This window comes from Vibrio paracholerae, from assembly GCF_037672085.1.
In the GTDB taxonomy this organism is placed as follows: Bacteria; Pseudomonadota; Gammaproteobacteria; order Enterobacterales; family Vibrionaceae; genus Vibrio; species Vibrio cholerae.
Map to the genome: position 1 here is coordinate 401,832 of NZ_JBBHLM010000001.1, position 22,039 is coordinate 423,870.

The following is a 22,039-nucleotide window of genomic DNA, read 5'->3' on the forward strand; positions in this document are numbered from 1 at the left end:
TATGCGTCCGTTAAAACTTATCCTCCAAGCTTTCGGCCCTTTTGCCGGACGAGAAGAGATTGACTTTACGAAGTTAGGTGATGCTCCACTGTTTTTGATCAATGGGGCAACCGGTGCAGGTAAAAGCTCGATTCTGGATGCGATTTGCTACGCCTTGTATGGAGAAACCACAGGCAGTGAGCGTACTGGCGACCAAATGCGCTGCGATTACGCGGATCCTGAGTCTCTCACCGAAGTCAGTTTTGAGTTTGAGCTGGCGGGGGCGCGTTACCAAATCACCCGTCAGCCCGATCAAGAGATCCCGAAAAAACGGGGTGACGGGATGACGAAGAAATCCCATTCCGCCACTTTGGTTGCACTGAAAGCCGATGGAAACGAGCTGATTGCCAACAAGCCCAATCCTGTCGCGAAGGCGGTGGTCGAATTGATGGGACTTGATGTTAAGCAATTTCGCCAAGTCATGGTGTTGCCTCAAGGCAAGTTTCGTGAGCTTTTAACCGCCAATTCAAAAGAGCGTGAGCAGATTTTTGGTCAGCTCTTCCAAACCCAGCTCTACAGCCAAATTGAACGGGCGCTGTTTGAGCGCGCCGCGGGCATTCGTAAAGAGAAAGAAGAGTTTGATCAGCAGATCAAAGGTACGTTAAGTGTCGTCGGACTGGAAAGTGAAGAGCAGTTACAAACCGAGTTGACCGAACTGGCCCCAGTATTAACCCATGCGCAATCACAGCTCAAAGCTGAGCAACAGCAGTGGGATGAAACAAAAGCGCACTATCAAGCTGCGCTTGAGTTAGAACAACAATTTATCCGCAAGCAGCAATTGGTGGTAGAAATCGCCACTCACCAAGAGCAGGCTTCGCACATCGAAATGCTGCGCCAGCAACGCCAGCAAGCCCAAAAGGCAGCGCGTTTAACCGCCGTCCATCAACAGTGGCACCAAGCTCAAAAAAACCTACTGCAAGCTAAGCTTAAGGTTGAGCAGCAGCAGACTCTGTTGCAACAGGCGAAAGCTCAGCAGCAACAAGCTCAACAGGTCAGTCAGCAAGCCAGTTTAGCCTGTGAAGAAGTACCCAAATTAAACGAGCAACGCATCACGTGGCAGCGTGCTGAGCAAAAATTGCTGGCACAAGAAAATGTTCAGCAAGCGGTGGCCAAGGCTGAGCGTGAACTGCAACTGGCGACACAAAATGCGCTTAATTTGCAGCAAGCGAGCGAAAAGCTAGAGCAAGAGCTACAAAACCAACGACTCGAATGGGAACAGCAACAGCGCCAATTAACGCGCTTAGAAGTTCAAAAAGCGCGAATGAATCAGTTGATGCAGCAAGTTCAGGCTCGCGAGCGAGAACAATCGTTACTCAATGAATTACAAACTGCTCAACAAGCTTTATTGCGCTTTGAGCAGCAACATCGGCATATCCAAACTCAGGCCGAACAAGCGAAACTGACCGCGGATAAACTGGAGTTCGCATGGCATACCCAGAGGGCTGCGGAGCTCGCTCTCGCACTCACACAAAATGAACCTTGTCAGGTGTGCGGCAGTTTAGATCATCCCAATAAAGCTCAATATTCGGGTGACGTTGTCACCAAGGTTCAGGTTGAACAAGCCAGACAGCAGCAACAAGATTGGGTGCAGCGTCAGCAAGAGGCATTCCATGCTTGGCAGCAACAAGGGTTTAAAACCGAGCAGATAGCGCAAAATTTCATGACTTTATCGAGTGAGCTAACTTTGCAGCAAGTGGCGTTATTGAACGAGCTCATTGAACAGCAACAAATACTGCACAGTGATATTGCTGCGCTACAACAGCTTAACCCTGATTTGCTGAAACGGCAGATTGAAGAGGGGGAGCAGCGGTTAGCGCACACCAAAATGACGCTCGAAAAACAGAATCAAAACCAGCAACAAGCTTGGCAGACTTTGGCTCAGTTACAGGCGGAATTGGCGAGTTTGCGCCAAGAGATCCCGCCGGAGCTGTCCGATCTTGATACTTTACGAAGCGCGATTGGGCGTGTGCAGAACCAAATAGAAATCTTACAAAAAGCGGAGCATACGGCTCGTGAGCAGTGGGTGCAGGCGCAAAAGCAGTTGGCCAGTGTGCAGGCGGCTCATCAGGCGGCGATTGAAGCGCACCGTGAAGCTCAGGGTCAACAGGAGGAAACCACAAGCGCATGGCAGCAAGGGTTACTCCATTCTGGATTTAGCGATGAGTCCGCCTATCTTGCCGCTCGTTTAACCGATGAGGCTATCGGCAATATCGAGCGCCAAATCGCCCAGTATGAAGAGCGCAGTGCGATGCTCAGTGGCGAACAGCAAGCCTTATCACGTAAATTAGCAGAGAAAAATCGCCCAGAGCTGGAACCACTTCTTGTCAAAGTAACTCAAGCTGAAGAAAAAATGGCACTGGCGTTGCAGGCGTTTACGCAACATCAATCGCGGATGGATGGTTTGCAACGTGTCGCCAAGCAACTGGCGGATCTGTACCAGAAAAACCGTGCATTAGAAGCCGAATATCAGGTCGTGGGCACCTTAAGTGATATTGCGAATGGCAAAACGGGCGCTAAAGTCAGCTTACATCGCTTTGTGCTTGGTGTTTTGCTGGATGATGTCTTGTTACAAGCTTCGCAACGACTGATGAAAATGAGCCGAGGCCGCTATTTACTCAAACGTAAAGAGGAACGCGCTAAAGGTAATGTGGGTTCAGGATTGGATTTGATGGTCGAAGATAGTTACAGCGGTAAATGGCGTGATGTGGCAACCTTGTCCGGTGGTGAATCGTTCATGGCCGCCTTATCGCTTGCGCTTGGTTTGTCCGATGTGGTGCAGTCTTACAGTGGTGGTATCCGTCTTGATACTCTGTTTATTGATGAAGGCTTTGGTAGTTTGGATCCGGAATCTTTAGATTTAGCGATTCAGACCCTGATCGATCTTCAACAAGGCGGCCGAACGATAGGAATCATCTCTCATGTTACCGAGCTGAAAGAGCAGATCGGTCTAAGATTGGATGTGTTGGCTACAAGAATGGGTAGCACGCTGCGTTTAATCACATAAGATAAAAGATAGGGGTTTGATGGTTATCACTGACCTCTAGCCAGTGAAACGGTAAAGTATGTGCGTGTTGATGATTAGCAAGAGAATGCAACGGTAGTGATAGTGAGCATGGATGTAATAAAGAGAGTGTATCAATACGCAGAACCTAATCTGTCCTTAGTCGGATGGATGGGCATGCTTGGCTTTCCTGCCTACTACTTCATCTGGGAATATTGGTTTCCGCAATCTTACGAAAATTTAGGGCTGCGTTGCGCGGCAGCGGTGTTGTTCGGTGGGCTGGTGTTTCGCGATTCTCTACCTAAGAAATGGCAGCGGTATATGCCGGGTTATTTTTTATTCACCATAGGTTTCTGCTTACCCTTTTTCTTCGCTTTTATGATGTTAATGAATGACTGGTCAACGATTTGGGCGATGTCGTTTATGGCGTCCATTTTCCTGCATATTCTCCTAGTGCACGATACGAGAGTGATGGCGTTACAAGCTCTTTTCTCAGTGTTGATGGCTTATCTCGCCGTATATGGGTTGACGGATTTTCATCCTACCACTTTGATCGAATGGCAATATATACCGATTTTTTTGTTCACTTATGTGTTTGGAAATTTGTGTTTTTTCCGTAACCAAGTCTCTCATGAAACCAAAGTGTCGATTGCTAAAACATTCGGAGCAGGGATTGCCCACGAAATGCGTAATCCGCTCAGTGCCTTGAAAACGTCGATTGATGTTGTGCGGACTATGATCCCTAAACCGCAAGCTGCGGCACATGCGGATTATTCCTTGGATGCACAAGAGCTGGATCTGCTGCATCAAATTTTGAATGAAGCGGATGATGTTATTTACTCTGGCAATAATGCAATTGATTTGCTGCTTACCTCGATAGATGAAAACCGTATATCTCCGGCGAGCTTTAAAAAACACTCAGTAGTGGATGTGATTGAAAAAGCCGTGAAAACTTTTCCGTATAAAAACGCGGCAGATCAGCAGTCAGTACAACTTGAAGTACATCAGCCATTTGAGTTTTTTGGCAGTGATACTCTATTGACCTATGCGCTATTTAACCTTTTGAAAAATGCCTTCTATTACCAGAAAGAGCATTTCTCGGTTCGCATTACCATCGCTCAAACTGGCGAGGATAATATTATCCGAGTTCGTGATAATGGAGTAGGCATTGCTCCAGAGATGTTGGAAGACATTTTTCGTGATTTCTATACCTTCGGTAAAAACGGTAGCTATGGGCTAGGATTACCGTTCTGTCGTAAAGTGATGACGGCATTTGGGGGAACGATTCGCTGCACGTCTCAACAAGGTCAATGGACCGAATTTGTATTAACCTTCCCCCGTTACGATTCCGATACGGTCAATGAGATAAAAGCAGAACTGCTGAAAACCAAATCGATCATTTACATCGGATCAAATCAAGCCATCGTTCGAGAGTTAACTCAGCTAGCGGTGGAAGATGAGTTTGGCTTTACCGCTATTTCTGCACAGCAAGCAGTAAGACGCCAAGATTATGAGTTTGAATTCGAACTTATTTTGCTTGATCTCGATGACGCTACAGCGCAGGGAGAGTTGCTGCCCAAACTCGAAGGTACATTGAGTTTTGCAGGAGGTTGTATCGGCTATGTGTATGACCCAGGTAAAACGTATGCGGTAAACATCAATCGTTATCTGCGCATCCAACCGATCAGTATTCACTCTATTCTCAGAAAGACGAAGACAATCATCGAGCGCTTATTGTTTGAACAAGAGTCTTTATCGATGAATCGTAACGTGATCCCTTTGCAAAAGAGTCGGCATGAACGGCGCATTTTGGTGGTTGACGATAATCAATCGATCCGAACTTTTACGGCTATTTTGCTCGAACAACAAGGTTATGAAGTGGTGCAAGCCAATGATGGGAGTGAAGTGCTCAAGCATATGGAGAGCCAAAACATCGATTTAGTGTTGATGGACATTGAAATGCCCAATGTTGGTGGATTGGAAGCGACGCGTTTAATTCGTGGCTCTGAACATGCTTACAAAAATATTCCGATCATCGGTTACACCGGTGATAACAGCCCCAAAACCTTGGCTCTGGTACAAACCTCTGGCATGAATGATTTTATTGTCAAGCCAGCGGACCGTGATGTATTGCTAAATAAAGTGGCAGCTTGGGTGTAACTATTTTTGAGAAAAGTGGGAGAATGAGTTCTCCCACGGCTTATGCAAGGAAACGTTAAATTCTTTAGGAATAACGCTTATCCATTTTTGTTATTTATGCATTTAACGGAAATAAAAATCACCACAGTTGACCGCATCAGAGCAAACCTCAATTATTTTGGTGATTTGTTCATCGTTCACATCACTATTGAGTGATAAGCGAATAATGTTTTTATTCTTTGAAGTTGCCGGGCGGCAGAATACTGAGCCAAACACTCCATTACTTTCTAAATAATCCCGAACTTTTTCGGTATTTCGTTCATCTCCTGTTTCTAGACCAATAATTTGGCTTTCACTTCGAATGGTTAATCCCAACTGGGTTAATCCTATGCGTAATTTTCTCGCCATACGATCTAAATGCTGGCGACGATTATCCGCAGATTCAATAATCTCTAAAGTCGTTTCTAATCCTGCCGCTTCATAAGGCAGCAAAGTAGAACTAAAAATAGCTGGATAACTAATAAAAGGAACGCAGCGATTCACTTCATTGTTACACCAAATGGCTCCTGCGCGATAAGCAAAGGTTTTGGCCAAACTTGCGGTCATAAAATGCACTTCACGAGTAAGGCCTAATTCTGCCAGTAAGCCCGCACCATTAGGACCATGTGTACCCAAAGAGTGGGATTCATCGACTAATAAGGCGCAGCCAAACTCTTTGCTGATATTGACCAGTTCCGCCAGCGGTGCAATCGTACCTAAAGTGCTGTAAATCGAGTCTACGACAATGATCCCAGGACCATGACGTTGAATCAGCATACGTAAATGGTCACAGTTATTATGCATAAAAGGATGCGCCTGAGCATTGGCGTAGCGTGCCCCTTCCCATAACGACATGTGCGCGAAAAAATCAATGTAAACATTCGTATTGGGCTGGCAGATGGTTTGTAATAAACCGACGTTTGCGTTCCAACCAGATTGAGATAATAGGCATTCATCAAAGCCTGTGAGCTTAGCTAAACGTTTCTCAATCATGGGTTTGTCATAGTCATTTTGTAGAAATGAGGCTGACATAAATAAGCTTTGTTGTTCTTCCAGTAATGACTTCGCCAAACGAGCTTTGATCAACGGATGATTGGCCAATGCGAGATAATCATTACTTTGCAAAATAATGTCATCAGGGCTGGCTTGTTTACCCAATACAAGGTGTTTACCGTTTTTGTTTATATCAAAATAATTTTCAATATAGTGATCTATCTTGTTCTGAATAAAATCAGGAAGTTGAGGCTTGTTCATCGCAATATATCCTAGTTATAAAAAATTTAACGCCAGCTGACGAGTGATATATTGCGTGATTAAAAACGTCTGTCATCTGGGAAAAATTATTTTTATTAGCAACTTAGAATAATTAATAATTCTCGATGGTGAGGGGAGGAAAAATCATTAGGGGTAGGGATTCTACCCCGAAGAATATTCTGATATTAAAAATAATTTAGGAGTTTACTGAGCGATTTTTAAATAATTCAGGCCAATACATTTTGATATATCCCCAAGAGACCCAAGCAACTAACAAAGTGGCAATCGTGACCTCTAAAAACCCGAAATAGTGTAGCCAATACCAGTGTGGATGATCGGTAGCGAAAAACTCGGTCAATCGTTGCATGGCAACCGCACTGATGACCGATGGGAAAGTGACTGCCGCGATGGAGGGCTGAAATTGTAGTCGCAGTAAACGCAGGTAACAGAGGTAGATGAGTAAAGTCATGGTTATGGCAATGCCCGCTAAAGCGCCTGTCAGAATCGGGTCGGGCTGCGCAAAATTGACCAGATAAGTGGCTAAGGTCAGGTTAATGGGCGCGGCCATAATCGCCAGTGTGGGGCGCGCTCTTTTCGGTAATGTACCTGCAAACACCAACCGATAAAGTACGAGCGGCAACATGACGAAATAGATAGCGATACAGACGTTAACCATGGTTTCCGAAAACAGGGTGTGTCCAAATTGGGTGCCTGCAAGTGAACTACTGATGACGCCGACGGGATACAAAAACCAACTAGGCACAATGTTTGCGAGCTTGAATTGACGCAACTGAAAATAGAAGAACAGCGTCATCATGGTTAAATGCAGTAATAAGGCTGCCGCCCAGATGGGATAAGCAATGAAAGGAGATAGAATCGCGAGATAGTCGCATAGGATGAGTAAAGCCATACTCATCGGAGCCATTAAACTCCCTGATACGGGGTGCCTAAGATCATTAATGAAAGTACGCCAATCAAGATATTTGAGCAGCACAGGGAGTAGTAACAAGGCTCCGCTGAATGCTAAGTAGGGGCGAATCACCATGCCAACGGTGGGATAATAGAGCACCCAAGCATGGCCGAGCCCAATCATGCCTAACGCTAATGCGGCTTGTGAAGGGGGCACGTTCTGTACTTGGGTAAATCTATGCCAATTCAATTGCTACTCCTTAGTATCCCCTTGCTACTTGATGCCGCAACGCCAAGTCATTTAGGTATAAAAATCCTGATTTTAAAATGATAAAAAGCCGCTTTTTTTGCGAGCGGCTATTATCTGGGTTCCCTTTACTTTAGGCAAATTGACTTTTATGAGTTGGGGCTCTGCGGTGGTAAATCTTGTTGCTGTAATTTTTTGTTTTTCAGAGTGCGATGTAATAGCTGGCTATAGATGGGTTGGCCACCCAGTAACTGGGCAAAAATTACCGCGCCTAAGCTGGTAATAATCAGTGGCAGGATCAGGTGATAGTTATTGGTCATTTCGATCACCAATAAAATACCCGTGATAGGTGCTCGCACGGTTGCGGCGAATAACGCACCCATACCAGCAATCGCAAACATCCCAGGTTCAATATTCAGTTCTGGGAACCACACTTTAGCGATCAAGCCGAAGGCATAACCAAAGAGTGTACCTAGTGCGAGCATAGGAGCAAAAATCCCCCCGGGCGCACCTGAGCCAAAGCAAAGTAAAGTGGTAAAAATTCGGCCAACAAACAGCAGCAATAAAATACCCGCTCCGTAGCCGCCATTCGTGATAGTGGGAATTAAGCTGATACCGCCACCCGTTAACTCAGGCACATAGAGAAGCAATAACCCGAAACAGCCACCGATCATTGAACCGGTTAATAGATAGCGTTTGCGGTCATTGCGATGAAATTTAACGAACAGATCTTGGGCAAGGGTAATTAAATAGTTAAACAGCACGCCAAATACGCCAAATAGGGCACCAAGAAGTAAGAATAACCCTAGCGTCGACAATTCCGGCGCATCGTATTGTGGCATCGTGATCACCGCATCTTGTCCGTTGATCACGCGAAACACAATGTTGGCCGCTACTGCAGAGATGATCACCGCACGTACCGAGATCAGGGTATAGCGAAATTGCGGTCGCATCTCTTCGATCACAAACATAATGCCAGCAAGAGGCGCGTTAAATGCGGCAGCAAGACCTCCTGCCGCACCCGCAGCCAGCAATGAATGGCGCGTATCTTCATTTTTGACACGGAAAATATCGGAGATCATCCGCCCAACGGCGCCGCCCATTTGTACTGTAGGACCTTCGCGGCCGAGCACCATACCTGAGCCCAACGCGCCCATGCCACCAAAAAATTTCACGGGCAATACTCGCCACCAACGCACGGGGCGCATGCCATCCATCGCCCCTTCAATTTCTGGAATACCAGATCCCGCAGCTTCAGGGGCAAAGCGGTGGACAAGAAAATAGCCGATGAAAGCGAGAAATGCGCTGATCAGAAACGCAGCCAACCAGAGTGGTAAAAAGCTACCAATTTCACTTTTTAGCCAATCGGTACGAGTTTCTGAGACTAGATGTACCGCCTGTTCAAAATAGGTGCCGACCAAGCCAGCCAAAATACCAACCAGCAATGATAAAAATAAAACTGAGAAAGGCGTCTTATCTTTTGAGAGAAATTGGTTAATCACATCTTTAGGCATTTTGGCCAGCAAACTGATCTTAAACGACTCTCTTGTTGACATACGAATAACACCTATTGATGAATTAGGGGAAAAGATGTGCCGGAATTATACGCTGCATAAGGTTCAACTATAGCGACAAAGTTGAAATATTGATTTCCATATATGATTGATTTGATGGATCATTCTGAAAAAATTGAGATCTACACCAAAAAATGAGTAACTTTTCTGGAAAATCCAGCGTTATGTACCATAGTTAAAGCGTAAGGTTAGTGAGAACATTTCTGATGGAGGATATGGAACCTTACAGACAATTTGGATGGAATCAAAACGTTCATATCAGTACCTCGGCTAAGAGACGCTTGCATATATAGCCAAGCGAATTCGCAAAACTCACGATTGAGTCTACGAGGAAAAAGGCGCGCTTTACAGTGCGCCTTTTGCATTTAAGCTTTTATGCTGTCCACGAAATTTGAAACTGCTTCTTTAAAAGCTTTTGGATATACTTCGGCCAAAAGGAGAATCAGCATGATCAATCGAGTTCCAACCAATATTATTACGGGTTTTCTGGGCGTTGGAAAAACCACCGCGATTTTGCACCTGCTAGCCACGAAACCGGCGCATGAAAAATGGGCTGTGCTCGTTAATGAGTTTGGTGAAATTGGCATTGATGGTGCCATCATGAGCGAGCAGGGCGCGATGATCAAAGAAGTACCGGGAGGATGTCTGTGCTGCACGGCTGGGGTTCCAATGTCCGTTGGCATTAACGCCTTGTTGCGTCAAAAGCCCGATCGTTTAATCATCGAACCCACAGGATTAGGGCATCCTAAGCAAGTGGCCGCCACGTTAATTTCTGAGCAGTATCAGCCTTATGTGGACTTAAAAGCTACGATTGCGTTGATGGATCCTCGCCACTTGACCATGGATAAATACCGCAATAACCAAAATTTCAACGACCAACTGGCGAGCGCGGATATTGTTTTTGGGAACAAAGTCGACCAGTGCAGCAGTAGTGACATTGATGCCTTTAATGATTGGGTTACGGATCAAACGCCGGCCAAAACCTTTAGTCAGCTCATCAAACAAGGGCAATTCCCTATAGAGTTACTGGATATGCCGCGTTTGGTCGGTCATGCATCCACTCATATTGACTCCCATCATCACCACCATGCTGCCGATGAGCCGCAATTTAAGCTTGCACCACAACAGCCATTTTTGCGCAAAGAAAATCGCGGACAAGGCTATTTTAGTTGTGGTTGGTTGTTTGGTGCCGAGTACCAGTTTAACTTCGATCTGTTGTTTCAACTGCTGAATGATTTAACCGCCGAGCGAGTGAAAGGGGTGCTGAATACCGATCGTGGTTGTTACGCTTTCAATGTGGCGAATGGCGTGGTTTCTGTGACTGAAATGAGCTTAGACGGTTTTGAATCACGCTTAGAAGTGATTGATTCACAACTGATGCCTTGGAGCGAGTTAGAAAGCATACTGCTCAAGATTGCAGGCATTCCACAGGCGTAAATCACAGGCCTTTCTTTGCGAAAAAGATTTGTGAAAAAGGCGAGTAATACTCGCCTTTCTGTTATGCGCGGAATGATTAACGCTTGTTGCGCAGATAACGCTTACGGCGCTCTTCTTTACGTTTGGCTTTCTCTTCTGCTTTCAGCGCTTCATCAATTTCAACTTGTTGTAGCTCTTCGGTGATCATTTCTGGCCGCTCCAAGGTGATTTGTCCAAGCACACCTTGACGCAGCTCATGCAGTAGGATTTCAGAGGCTTTATGCAGATCCACTCGCGCGCCCGCACGGAGTGCGCCACGCTTACGACCGATCTCTTCCATCAATTCAACATCGGTTTCTGGAAGTTCATCGATTTGGTAACGCTCTTTCAATCTTTCTGGGTAGTGCTTAGCCAGATACTCGACGGTGTAAAACGCCACTTCATCGTATTCCATTGCGGTGTCTTTGACCGCGCCAGTGGCCGCCAAACGAAAACCGCTATGAGGGTTTTCCACTTTTGGCCACAAAATTCCCGGAGTATCAGAGAGCACGATTCCGTTTTGCAGATTGATCCGCTGTTGACGACGAGTCACTGCGGGTTGGTTTCCGGTTTGAGCAATTGCACGTCCCGCTAACGTATTGATAATGGTCGATTTCCCTACATTCGGAATGCCCATGATCATGGTGCGAATGTTTTTGCCGATCTCTTCACGCTGTGGAGCGAGCTTGCGGCACAGTTCGAGGATCTTGTGCACTTCCTGCGGATTAGATGTGGTGATCGCCATCGCTTTCACCCCTTTTTCTTGCTCAAGATGGGCAATCCACAGCTCGGTTAACTCAGGATCCGCAAGATCGCGCTTATTCAGTACCTTCACACAAGGCTTTTCCCCACGGATATGCGAAATCAGCGGGTTTTCGCTACTGTAGGGAATGCGCGCATCAAGCACTTCGATAATCACATCGACTTGCGGAATCGCTTCTTCGATTTCCTTGCGTGCTTTGTGCATGTGTCCCGGAAACCATTGGATTGAGTTGTTAACCATTTGAAAAATTAGCCTTTTAATACAGTCTTAAATGAGTTGAGAGAGAAGAATGATGCTTAACATGGAGTCAGCAGGAGCCACCTCGCTCTCAACTCCGTGACGCTATGGTCATTGGAATGCGCCAATGCTAACACTTTACGCCGGATGCGGGAATCGTCATAAGCCCCAATCACGGATTGCACGATTGACATATTATGGTTCCAATCATCAATGCCATTGCATCGACGATCTCCTTATGAGCCTTTTTCAACCTTCTCTCATGACCTTCACCTTACGCTCGCGCTTTCTGAGTATGGCGCTGGCCACAAACGAGAGTAAAGCCAGTACCAGTGTGAAAATTGGTGCGATCATAAGTAATTTAGTGGCAAGTTGTTCGAGCTTGGTGGGTAACAGTGAAATACCAAAGCCTGCGCCAACCAAGAATAAAACCCAGCATAGAGCACTAATGGCTGACGCTGAGAGAAAGCGTAGCGGCTGAACGCTATTACGTAATCCCATCACCATAGGGAGCAAAGAGCGTACTACAGGGAAGAAGCGACCAAAAAATAAAGCAATTAATCCATAGCGACGCATCAGTTTATCGGTCGTCATTAATTGTTTATCTGGAACTTTCGCTAACCACTTGTTAATCATTCGCCAGTGTTTGAGCTGAGAGCCTTGGTAGAAAGCCACCAGACTACCAAACCAGCCCGCGAGGAATAGGGTAATAAGCACCCAGTGCAGTTGCAGTACACCAGTTGCAGCGAGCGAGCCACTCAGTACGATGACACTATCACAAGGCAGTGGCGCAGCAGGCAAAAAACCACTTTCCAAAAAAATCAGTAGCGCTAGGCAGAAATACAGCAAGAGTAAATTAACGTTTTGTAGGGCGAAGGCATCGTGATGCCAAAGCGCACTAAAAATAGAGAGTATAGAATCCAAACGGTGATCCTCTTTTATTATGAAGGTAAGAATGCTCTGCATGAGTCGTTGCACAAAGAGGGAGTTGTGATAGCAGAACCTATCTCTGGATAGACATTTCACGCCAACTCCCGTAGACCTCAGTGGCAACAACTTATTGGAATACAAGGAAAGAGTTGAGGCTAAGCGTGCGCGTAACGGGAATAGAGATTGACAAATAACCATGCTTTACGAGCATGATTGAGTGTCGTCAACTGGAAGAAACGCTGACTGGGATAAAGAAAATAGTGGCGTAAAGCGAAAGAGAGCGTCTCGTTGGCTGCACTGAAATGCGGCGTGAACGTCGAATCTTCTCTTTCTTCAGGTTCTGCTCTTAATAATGTGCGGTAATCTTGCTGGCGATTAGGAAGCAGCGCAAATTTGGCTAACCATGTGTGAGCGGTGTGATGCTGTAGTTGCTTTTCTAAGGTTGGGTCAATCATTCGATGCGCATCACCTGCATGCAGCAAAGGTGCTGCACAGAGCAAAATAAAACTCAACAGTGATGTCACTATATGCAACATGTAAGGTTAACCTCTCGCAAAAACAGAGCGAGTATGTGGTGTATTGCCTGAGGTGTAAAGGTTGGAGATAAAATTGACCGCTGAATTCGCAGAAGTTTACCTAGGGTTGACGTTCCCATACCGACGAGTTTTAGTTGGCATTCGCCACTTTAGCGGTTTGGGCAATCCCTTCGGGTAAAGCGAGGTAGTAACCTTGATACATATTAATATCCAGTTTTTGCATCGCAGCGAGTTGCTCTGCTGTTTCGATACCTTCTACAACCGTATGTGCGCCCGTTTTTTGCGCTAGCTGAACACCAGCCAGCAATCCACAGCAATCACCGGCCATAAAATCGAGCAGTAGTTGTCTATCCAATTTTATGATGTTAGGACGCAGCATGGCGACCCGCTCTGGGGTTGATGCTTTACAGCCGAAGTCATCAATCGCAATTTGAAACCCATTGGCGACGAGTTTTTCGGTGGCCATTTGCAGCATGTATTCATCACCCGATTCAATCTCAACCAGTTCCATCACTACGCGATGATGTGGGATGTTAAGCTCTGCCAACCGAGTGGCAAGCAAGGTTGAACTTATATCACAGTAAGCAAATTGCTCACCGGCAACAGGTAATACATTCAGAAATAAGCGGGTATCACGATAGGGTGAAAGGCTGAAATTGCGAATATGAATGGCTCGGCTTAAGCGTTCCACATTAAGTTTGTCATCATCCGCGAAGGTTTCAGAATGGAAAAAAAGATCGGGCCGGATTTGTGTATGATGCTGGGTAAAAATCCTCACCAGTGCTTCAGCACCAACAACCTGATGTTGTTTATCAAAAATGGGTTGAAAAACACTGCGCAAGGTTAATCCGTTATATCTTGCGAAATACTCGCCATCTTCATCGTAGTGGATGCAGTCGAGAAATTGTTGTTTATCAGTCAGAACCATACAAATTGAGCATCCTTGGGCAAAAACAGTGTGACGTTTCCCTGAGGTAAAATTTTTGACGCACGCCATGTTATTGGCGAGATGTTCATCCTGTCAATCTTACCTTCACACGTTAGTATGAGTCATGAAAATGGATTTTTGAGCTAAATTAAGTTTCCTGCAATCTCATTCAAAAGTAGGCATCGCTTAAGTAACACCTTAAATTACATTGTGTTAGATATGGATGACGAGGCTCACATAAATATTCATAAAAAATACATCAAGCTGTCATATTGCGGCGGTCAATAAATATGGTTGTAGATTGCGCGCAAAAAGGTTTTACAAATATCGACGTGGTTCACTTTTTGTGGCGGTAAAAATAGGGATAAATCTAAATAATCAGTCGAGAAAACAACTAGCTCCACTGTAAAACAGCGTAAAGTTGTACATATTTACGAACCAGTTGCTGATTTTTAGAACGCTTCAATGGGTGCCCGAATTTTATAAAACAGGGACTTATTTGATAGTAATGTTCCAACGTTTGGGTTAATTGCGAATCACTCTCCTGTAACCCGATCCCTTGAGCATGGTATTCCTCCATTTCATCTGGCATTTGTCCGGTCCACCAATGGAGCAGCTCACGACTTTTTCGGCTGCGTCCCATCCAGTGATCGCTCAGTAGCAGCAGTAAATCATTGGGCTGAATCACATAAGCGTATTCTTGTTTCCACTGGCTAATGTCACGCATCAACTTGACTCGACAAGTTTTACCTGCACTTATGAGATGATGAGTTAAAATCCATACCGTACCCGCGTCACTGGATACTCGAAAGTGATGTGGTAAATCGCGCTGGTATGTTGATTCGATGGGGGCGTATTCGCAAGGATGACCAAATTCACTCAACGTTCTGGCAAGCCGTCTTGCAAAAGCTAACCCTAAATGGTGTTCACTCATTCCTTGATTATGAATGGTTGGATAATGCTTCTCACATAATCTGAGGCAGTCCACCTGAAACTCATTGACACTTTGCGTGACGATATCCAGTAGCAAGATGTTGTTCTCCCTTACAAAAGCTAAACAAGATTATCACAGTTACACTTTGTCACTAGCAGCAAACGGTGACTTCTTGATCTCTAGCGCTTTTCTGGTGGGTAAATGTTAGTCAGCTTTGTACTGTTCGATGAATTACCAAATTCACGTTTTGTTACAACTCAGTCATGAACCTTCTTGACTGATATGACTCTTTCAAGGTGCGTGAAAAGCCATAAATGGCGAGTGTTGTCTATACTCTGTCAAAGTTCGTTCTAATTTTTTGATGTACTTCTTCAGATGGATTGACTAGGCGCAACGTAAAAATTGGTAAATACTCTTTCGAGAATAATTGTTAACTAATAAGCTACAACCCTGTAACTGAAACACGATAAGAGCAATGACGTAATGAAAAATTCAGACAGCCAGCACTATAACTTGGTCACTCGCAGTATCCATTGGATTTCTGCTTTGGTCGTTATCGCGATGTTTGCCGTTGGCACTTGGATGATGGCTCTCTCTTACTACAGTGAATGGTACCGCACAGCCCCACACTGGCATAAGTCGGTAGGTTTGTTACTGGCAGGTTTGACGTTATTTCGTCTGATTTGGAAAGCGCTTTCTTCATCTCCGAAAATTGAAGGCGAACGCTGGGAAATCGTAGCGGCTAAAAGTGCTCATCACTTGATGTACGTTGGATTGTTTGTTCTTTTTGTCTCTGGGTATCTCATCTCAACGGAAGATGGTCGAGGTATTGAGGTGTTCAACTGGTTTACGGTACCTGGGGCGGGGGCTCTATTTGAAAACCAAGCGGATATCGCAGGCAACATCCATTTTTATACTGCTTGGGGCTTAATCATACTGGCGGGGCTGCATGCCGTCGCCGCACTTAAACACCACTTTATTAACCGTGATAACACGTTACGTAAAATGCTGACAGGAGCATCAAAATGAAAAAAACACTAATGGCAGTTGGTCTTGCTGCAATCATGTCCATCCCGTTTGCAGCTAATGCCGCTGACTATGTGATTGATACAAAAGGCGCGCATGCTTCAATCAACTTCAAAGTGAATCATTTGGGTTATAGCTACATTAAGGGACGTTTCAATAAATTTGATGGTGAGTTTTCTTACGACCCTGCCAACATTGCCGCTTCGAGTGTTGTGGTGAATGTGGATACACGCAGCCTAGATTCAAACCATGCGGAGCGTGACAAGCACATTCGCAGCGCAGATTTTATCGATGCTTCAAAATATTCGACCGCGACCTTCAAGAGTACCGAAGTGGTTGACAAAGGTAATGGTCAGCTCGAAGTGAAAGGTGACTTGACTTTGCATGGTCAAACTAAACCTATCGTAATCAATGCTGAGTTTATCGGCGCTGGACAAGATCCATGGGGTGGTCAGCGTGCTGGTTTTGCGGGTACTACCCGTCTTGAACTAAAAGATTTCGGCATTCAAGTGATGGGTGCTTCTAGTTATGTCGATATGGAACTGCATGTGGAAGGCGTTCAAAAATAATCGATGTGAATTCCTTACTCATTCATGGCTCAGATGAGTAGAAAAAGCCCCCAGAAATTGGGGGCTTGCTTTTGGTTAAGCGACTTATTTCCTAACCAAAATGAGAGTTAAGCGCGAGCCAACGCTTTATCTTTGACAATTCTTACCCGTTCACCATAAATCGGGCGCAGTGCTTCAAGTACATCATTACGCTCCAGTACTCCCACTAACTGACCATTGTGTAGGACAGGCAGCACATGTGGTTTGTTTACCTTCATACTTTTCGCGCGTTCTTCTAATGACAGAGCGTTGAAGCGAGTGGCAATGCCCATGCTTGTGGTTGGGAATAGCTGTTCTTTATCGATACAGAAGAACTCCGCAACATCCACCAGCTTGTCGTTGACATCAATCGCAATCACATCACGAGTCATCAGATCTACCACTTTTTGGTCTTGGCTTGGCAAGTAGTCTTGGCACCAAAGGTCAACCATCACATCATGGCTAGAGAGCACGCCAACCAAGCGACCTTGCATATCGACAACTGGAGCGGCGGACAAATGGTGGTCGAGCAGGGTGTCGATCGCGGCTGGAGTAGTCATATCAACGCTGAGAGTAACAGGTTGAGTGTTCATCATATCTTTTACTGTAATTGTGCTTTTCATAAGAGTTTCCTTGACTGACGTAAGTGCTTGAGTTTCCGTAATCGTGACAACATTGGCGGCTTTTAACTGAGGGCGGCGGTAAATGCTCCAGTTGGCGAGGCCAACCAGCACGGCACCACCCACAATGTTGCCGAGCGTGACCGGTATTAAGTTCGCCGTAATAAATTGAGTGACATTTAAATCGCTGTATTGGCTGGCTGTCACACCAACCTGTTGCCAGAAACTATCTGGTGCAAAGTTTTGAATAACAATACCCAGTGGAACCATGAACATATTGGCTACACAGTGCTCAAAACCGCTAGAAACAAACATCGCGACAGGCATGATGGTCATGGCCGCTTTAGTCATAGCATTCGCTGAACTGAAGGTCAGCCAAATAGCCAAACAAACCAGTAGGTTACATAGAATGCCTAAAGCAAAAGCTTGTACTGTGGTGTGATGAAGTTTGTGCTGCGCGATATTGAGGGCATTTAAACCCCATTGGCCTTCATCAAGCTGGTAAAGGCCAGCCGCCGTCACCAAAAGCAGTAGAAAAATGGCACCGATAAAGTTACCGACGTACACCTTGCCCCAGATAGAGAGCATTTTTCCAAAACTGATTTCTCGATTTGCCCATGAAATGCTAGATAGCACAGAGCTTGTGAACAACTCGCCACCGCAGATGACGATCAAAATCAACCCCATACTGAACGCTACACCACCCGCCAGTCGGCTCAATCCCCACCCGGCAGAAGCGCTGCCCGTGGTGACGGTAATGTAGAACAGAAAAGCCAAACCGATAAAAGCGCCCGCCATGACCGAAAGACCTAAAATCATACCGCTGGTTTTTTTCGCTTTACTCAGTGCGAACTTTTCTGCTTCCGCCATCATTTCAGTGGGTGAAAAGCAGTTTTGATTTTTAGAGTAGGCTGCAGACATATTCGCTCCCCAAACTCAATTTCATGTTTACCTCCGTTTAGTACACAACACCTTATGCGTTGCTACGCCATCAGATTAGGGGGGCAAAGGAGTAAAGGTAAAATTGATAATTTTTAAAAACCATATCAATTCTATTGATATGGTAGGGATGAAGCGTAAAATGAAACCGTTTGCTCATCTGGAGCAAAACAGTGAATGAAAAGAAATAGGATAGGCAGTGCGGTATTCATTAAAGCAATTAGCAGTATTTGATGCAGTTGCCGATTGTGGCAGTGTCAGTCAGGCTGCGGATAAACTGGCGCTCACTCAATCAGCAACGAGCATGTCTTTAGCTCAGTTGGAAAAAATGCTCGGACGTCCTCTGTTTGAAAGACAAGGTAAACAGATGGCATTAACCCATTGGGGCATGTGGCTACGCCCTAAAGCAAAGCGTTTACTGCAAGATGCCCAGCAGATTGAAATGGGCTTTTATGATCAACACCTCTTAAGTGGTGAGATCCGCTTAGGCGCGAGTCAAACCCCAGCGGAACACCTGGTGCCTGATCTCATCAGTATTATTGATAGTGACTTTCCTGAGATTCGCATCTCATTGGGTGTGAAAAGTACCAAGGGAGTGATCGAAGGCGTTCTCGACTATAAATACGATCTTGGGATTATTGAAGGACGCTGCGATGACAACCGCATCTATCAAGAGATATGGTGTCGCGATCACTTAACGATTGTCGCTTCGGCACATCATCCATTTGCGAAACGTGAATCGGTCAGTCTTGCTCAGCTTGAACAGGCGAAATGGGTTCTGCGCGAGCAAGGCGCAGGCACTCGCAATATTTTTGATAGTGTGATCCATCCGTTAATCCCAGACTTAGATGTTTGGCGCGAATATGAACATGTTCCTGTGTTACGCACGTTGGTGGCCAATGGCCCTTATTTGACTTGCCTACCGTATTTGGATGTCGAACGCTTTATCGAAAGTGGATTACTGGTTGCACTGAACGTGCCGGAGCTCAATATGGAGCGCACACTCTCTTTTATTTGGCGTGCAGATATGGAAGAAAACCCACTGGCTGAGTGCATTAAACGTGAAGGATTACGCATGATGAAAGGAAAACCGAGCATCTTATAAGGGGTATTATATTTCCTGAATCTGTTGATTTATCGGTTGCGTCACCAAATGAATGTAATGAAGATTTCTATTGTCATTTTATTGTGATTTTAGTCACTAATATTCCAGTTTTCTTCGGTTAGCATGTCGCCTTAATTCACCAAGGCTGAAAACTTTTCAGCATGTATGAGGCGGATATGAGCACTCTGTTTGCTATTGCGTTAACCACAGGAATTCTCTCTGGTGTTTGGGGATGGATTGCGGTTTCACTCGGCTTGCTCTCATGGGCTGGTTTTCTTGGCTGTACGAGCTACTTTGCGTCCCCTAAAGATGGCTTGAAAGGACTAGGTCAGAGCTTATTAACCAACCTAACGGGTGTTTTCTGGGCAATGGTGATCATTCATGCCAGCCAATGGGTTGGCATTGAGATTATCGGTTACGTTGTGACGGCTTTAGTAGCTTTTATCATGTGTATCCAAGCGCAAAAATCCTGGTTGGCTTATATCCCAGGTACCTTTATCGGTTGCTGCGCAACCTTTGCTGCTGCAGGAAACTGGCAATTGGTGATCCCGTCTTTAATGCTCGGTGGTGTGTTTGGTTATCTGATGAAAGCCAGTGGTCTTTGGTTACATCACAAGCTCAAGCAACCTCGCGCTGAACAAACGACCATCGTGAGCGAAATGACTTCTCGCTAAGCGTGAAGGTCCGTGTGAAACTTTTCTCAGAAACGATTGGCAGAAAAGCGATAGGTGAAAGAATCTACTGGTTAAAAAGCCTATTGGTAAAAAACGATTGGTAAAGAGTACCCCTGATAATTCGTATCGAAAGAATTTAGATACCGCCACACAATTTTGTGTGGCTTTTTTGTAAGGGCCCCCAGCTAGGTGGGGGAGATTTAATCCCTGTGTTGAGATGAAAACCTCTGCCAATCCTAAGTATTGCCGTTTGCCATTGTGATGACCCGTTTTAACGTCCAGCGCAGGAGTACAGGAATACACTCTGTCCCATTGCTTTCACAATGTGAAACGATCGCCAAAGCCAAATCCGGTTTCGCGAGTTTTTTCAGAACCTTAGAGACTACTTTTTTGGCGGGGATTGGGTGTTCATGAGGAATTTTAACCAGCTCTTTGAAGAAGTATTCAAAGCCGTGTGAGTAAAGGAAGTGCTCAATGTCTCGATCGGGCAATTCGGTTAAGCGATGTCGCTCTTGATCATGTCCCAGCAATCCTCGTACGGTCGCCGAGTATTTTTTCCCCGCAGGATCGCCATCGGTCACCACATGCCAGTCAATACCAAACGCACGTGCAACCTTGATTAAGGATTTTAGCCCTGATTGAGCAAATTCGATGATATGCACACCTTCTGCGGCTAAGTTGTATCCGCATTGATGGGCGAGCTCGTTAAATAGCCACACTTCCGTTTCACCTTCAACCAGCAGCCAGCAGCGAGCAAAGAGCGCTCCCGAGCGGTGAAAGCGGATATGGAAACCAATGCGGCGCAACTCATCTCGACTTAAACTGCGTTGCGAAACGGAGGTCGCAATGGTGCGATCGGATTTTCTCACCAAACGACGAATCGAATGCAAAGGCACTGCCCCCAGTAAATCACTGCTGTTGGTGGTGAGAATTTTCTGCATGGGGAGCAAATCTAAGAAGCTCCAAGCTCGGGCAAGGTGCGTAGGGTGCAAACGACCTTCCGGATCTTCAATGATCAAAATCGGCCGAGCGCAGCGGCGCAGCTCTTTGGGTCCTTTGCCTTGTAAATACGCGTTGAGTAAACCAAGAAGTAGCAGCTTAGTCTGCTTATTTTTGGTTTCATGAATGATTTGGCTGAGGCTTTTTTCACTCGGAGAGGCCGCATACAGCAAGCTGTCGCGTTCGCGGCGCGGATTTTTCCGGCTTTGACTTTTGAACGAAAAGTAGTGCTCAACCAGAGAGTTCATCGCACTCAAACTGCTGCGGATCTCGCCTTTGTTAACGTGTCCGGGCGTCGCCATTAAACGTCGCCACGTATTGCTGATCCGTTTCTCGACACGAGCATTCTTGCCGTTGCCATTGGCGAGCGATTTTTCAAAACGTCGAGAATCTTTTAAGCGAATCACTGGATGTAAACTCATCAACTCTTGCGCCAATTTTTCTGAGTGATGCAGAGTGAGTGAGTTGCCCTCTAAATCTAGAAAAGCGTATTGAGTGCTGATGTCATATTTGACCCTTGAGGCGCTGATCCGATAAATGATTTTTTGTGCCCCTTGTTCATCGGTTTGCCAGAGCGGTTTGAGTTTGCGATAGCGCCCAGCCTTGGGCTCATGGAGGTCGCTGGCGGCGAAAACAAGGATGATCTGCAAATTTTGCGTCTGCACATCGGCAATGGAGTAATCAACGTGGAAATCTTGCAGGGTGAATGGGTACAGAGTGCCATCCGCTGGCAATACCACCGATAAGGCATCCAGCAACGATGATTTACCCCAAGTGTTTTCCCCAATCAGTGTGGTTATTTCATCAAAGGTTAGTGATAGTCGGCGGATGCCACGGAAACCAGCGATTTCAATTCGCTCTAAATGCATAGGCTGCTCCTTAGATTCCTCACCAGTGCCTATATGCAGGCTATCTTATGAGGTTTTCTTAAAGAATAAAGGAAAAAACCAATATAAGCAGGGTGTTAAGCTTGGTTTTTCAGACCAGAGCTCACATTTTTGTAATGAATAAGGCCAAGAAAATGTGACATAAGTTATTTAGCGTCACTAAAATTTCAGAGAGGTTTCATAAAAGTCACGATTCTGTCATGATCGGCGGGCTAGG

At 45.6% G+C, this 22,039-nt stretch carries 17 protein-coding genes; 7 read left to right on the top strand and 10 right to left on the bottom strand.

Annotation, left to right across the window (positions count from 1 at the left end; genetic code table 11):
• Window position 1: 1 nt before the first annotated feature.
• Entirely contained in the window at window positions 2-3,043 is a 3,042-nt protein-coding gene (locus tag R4537_RS01915; RefSeq protein ID WP_071178056.1) for an AAA family ATPase, read from the top strand.
• A gap of 96 nt (window positions 3,044-3,139) precedes the next feature.
• On the top strand, window positions 3,140-5,200 hold the full coding sequence (gene cqsS, locus R4537_RS01920) for a quorum-sensing CAI-1 autoinducer sensor kinase/phosphatase CqsS (protein ID WP_080483252.1): 2,061 nt from the start codon (window positions 3,140-3,142) through the stop codon (window positions 5,198-5,200).
• 102 nt (window positions 5,201-5,302) lie between these two features.
• On the opposite strand, the gene cqsA is transcribed toward cqsS, so the two are convergent.
• The 3 genes from cqsA to clcA form a co-directional block, all read right to left on the bottom strand.
• The gene (gene cqsA, locus R4537_RS01925) at window positions 5,303-6,472 is read right to left on the bottom strand and encodes an alpha-hydroxyketone-type quorum-sensing autoinducer synthase (RefSeq protein ID WP_071178058.1); all 1,170 of its coding nucleotides are present in this window, start codon (window positions 6,470-6,472) and stop codon (window positions 5,303-5,305) included.
• A 196-nt stretch (window positions 6,473-6,668) separates the two neighbouring features.
• On the bottom strand, window positions 6,669-7,631 hold the full coding sequence (locus R4537_RS01930; protein WP_071178059.1) for a TDT family transporter: 963 nt from the start codon (window positions 7,629-7,631) through the stop codon (window positions 6,669-6,671).
• 146 nt (window positions 7,632-7,777) lie between these two features.
• Window positions 7,778-9,184 (bottom strand): H(+)/Cl(-) exchange transporter ClcA, encoded by a 1,407-nt coding sequence (gene clcA / locus R4537_RS01935; protein WP_071178060.1) that lies wholly within the window; start codon window positions 9,182-9,184, stop codon window positions 7,778-7,780.
• A 465-nt stretch (window positions 9,185-9,649) separates the two neighbouring features.
• Here clcA and R4537_RS01940 point away from each other — a divergent pair, with 465 nt between their 5' ends.
• Window positions 9,650-10,639 (top strand): CobW family GTP-binding protein, encoded by a 990-nt coding sequence (locus tag R4537_RS01940; protein ID WP_071178061.1) that lies wholly within the window; start codon window positions 9,650-9,652, stop codon window positions 10,637-10,639.
• Between the two features lie 76 nt (window positions 10,640-10,715).
• Here R4537_RS01940 and ylqF read toward each other — a convergent pair whose 3' ends face one another.
• The 5 genes from ylqF to R4537_RS01965 all read right to left on the bottom strand — a co-directional run bounded on the left by ylqF (window position 10,716) and on the right by R4537_RS01965 (window position 15,081).
• A complete protein-coding gene (gene ylqF / locus R4537_RS01945) occupies window positions 10,716-11,660 on the bottom strand; it encodes a ribosome biogenesis GTPase YlqF (RefSeq protein ID WP_000247912.1) in 945 nt (314 codons plus the stop codon).
• Between the two features lie 246 nt (window positions 11,661-11,906).
• Complete coding sequence (locus R4537_RS01950; RefSeq protein ID WP_071178062.1) at window positions 11,907-12,581, bottom strand: DedA family protein; 675 nt, start codon at window positions 12,579-12,581, stop codon at window positions 11,907-11,909.
• 161 nt (window positions 12,582-12,742) lie between these two features.
• Entirely contained in the window at window positions 12,743-13,123 is a 381-nt protein-coding gene (locus R4537_RS01955) for a hypothetical protein (RefSeq protein WP_071178063.1), read from the bottom strand.
• Between the two features lie 130 nt (window positions 13,124-13,253).
• The gene (locus R4537_RS01960) at window positions 13,254-14,051 is read right to left on the bottom strand and encodes an EAL domain-containing protein (RefSeq protein WP_071178064.1); all 798 of its coding nucleotides are present in this window, start codon (window positions 14,049-14,051) and stop codon (window positions 13,254-13,256) included.
• Window positions 14,052-14,445: 394 nt separating this feature from the next.
• Window positions 14,446-15,081: a hypothetical protein gene (locus R4537_RS01965; protein ID WP_071178065.1), complete on the bottom strand. Its 636-nt coding sequence runs from the start codon at window positions 15,079-15,081 to the stop codon at window positions 14,446-14,448.
• 387 nt (window positions 15,082-15,468) lie between these two features.
• On the opposite strand from R4537_RS01965, the gene R4537_RS01970 reads away from it, so the two are divergent.
• Together R4537_RS01970 and R4537_RS01975 are read left to right on the top strand one after the other, a co-directional pair.
• The gene (locus R4537_RS01970; protein WP_071178066.1) at window positions 15,469-16,014 is read left to right on the top strand and encodes a cytochrome b; all 546 of its coding nucleotides are present in this window, start codon (window positions 15,469-15,471) and stop codon (window positions 16,012-16,014) included.
• Window positions 16,011-16,580, top strand: a complete 570-nt coding sequence (locus R4537_RS01975; RefSeq protein WP_000753196.1) for a YceI family protein — start codon at window positions 16,011-16,013, stop codon at window positions 16,578-16,580. The genes R4537_RS01970 and R4537_RS01975 overlap by 4 nt, the downstream gene beginning before the upstream one ends.
• Window positions 16,581-16,687: 107 nt before the next feature.
• On the opposite strand, the gene focA is transcribed toward R4537_RS01975, so the two are convergent.
• Entirely contained in the window at window positions 16,688-18,139 is a 1,452-nt protein-coding gene (gene focA, locus R4537_RS01980) for a formate transporter FocA (RefSeq protein WP_071178067.1), read from the bottom strand.
• A 217-nt stretch (window positions 18,140-18,356) separates the two neighbouring features.
• On the opposite strand from focA, the gene R4537_RS01985 reads away from it, so the two are divergent.
• Both R4537_RS01985 and R4537_RS01990 read left to right on the top strand, forming a co-directional pair.
• Window positions 18,357-19,262, top strand: coding sequence for a LysR substrate-binding domain-containing protein (locus R4537_RS01985; RefSeq protein WP_071178068.1), 906 nt, complete (start codon window positions 18,357-18,359; stop codon window positions 19,260-19,262).
• Between the two features lie 176 nt (window positions 19,263-19,438).
• Window positions 19,439-19,936, top strand: coding sequence for a DUF1097 domain-containing protein (locus R4537_RS01990; RefSeq protein ID WP_000105488.1), 498 nt, complete (start codon window positions 19,439-19,441; stop codon window positions 19,934-19,936).
• Between the two features lie 236 nt (window positions 19,937-20,172).
• Here R4537_RS01990 and R4537_RS01995 read toward each other — a convergent pair whose 3' ends face one another.
• Window positions 20,173-21,804: an ATP-dependent endonuclease gene (locus tag R4537_RS01995; protein WP_000549959.1), complete on the bottom strand. Its 1,632-nt coding sequence runs from the start codon at window positions 21,802-21,804 to the stop codon at window positions 20,173-20,175.
• Window positions 21,805-22,039 lie beyond the last annotated feature (235 nt).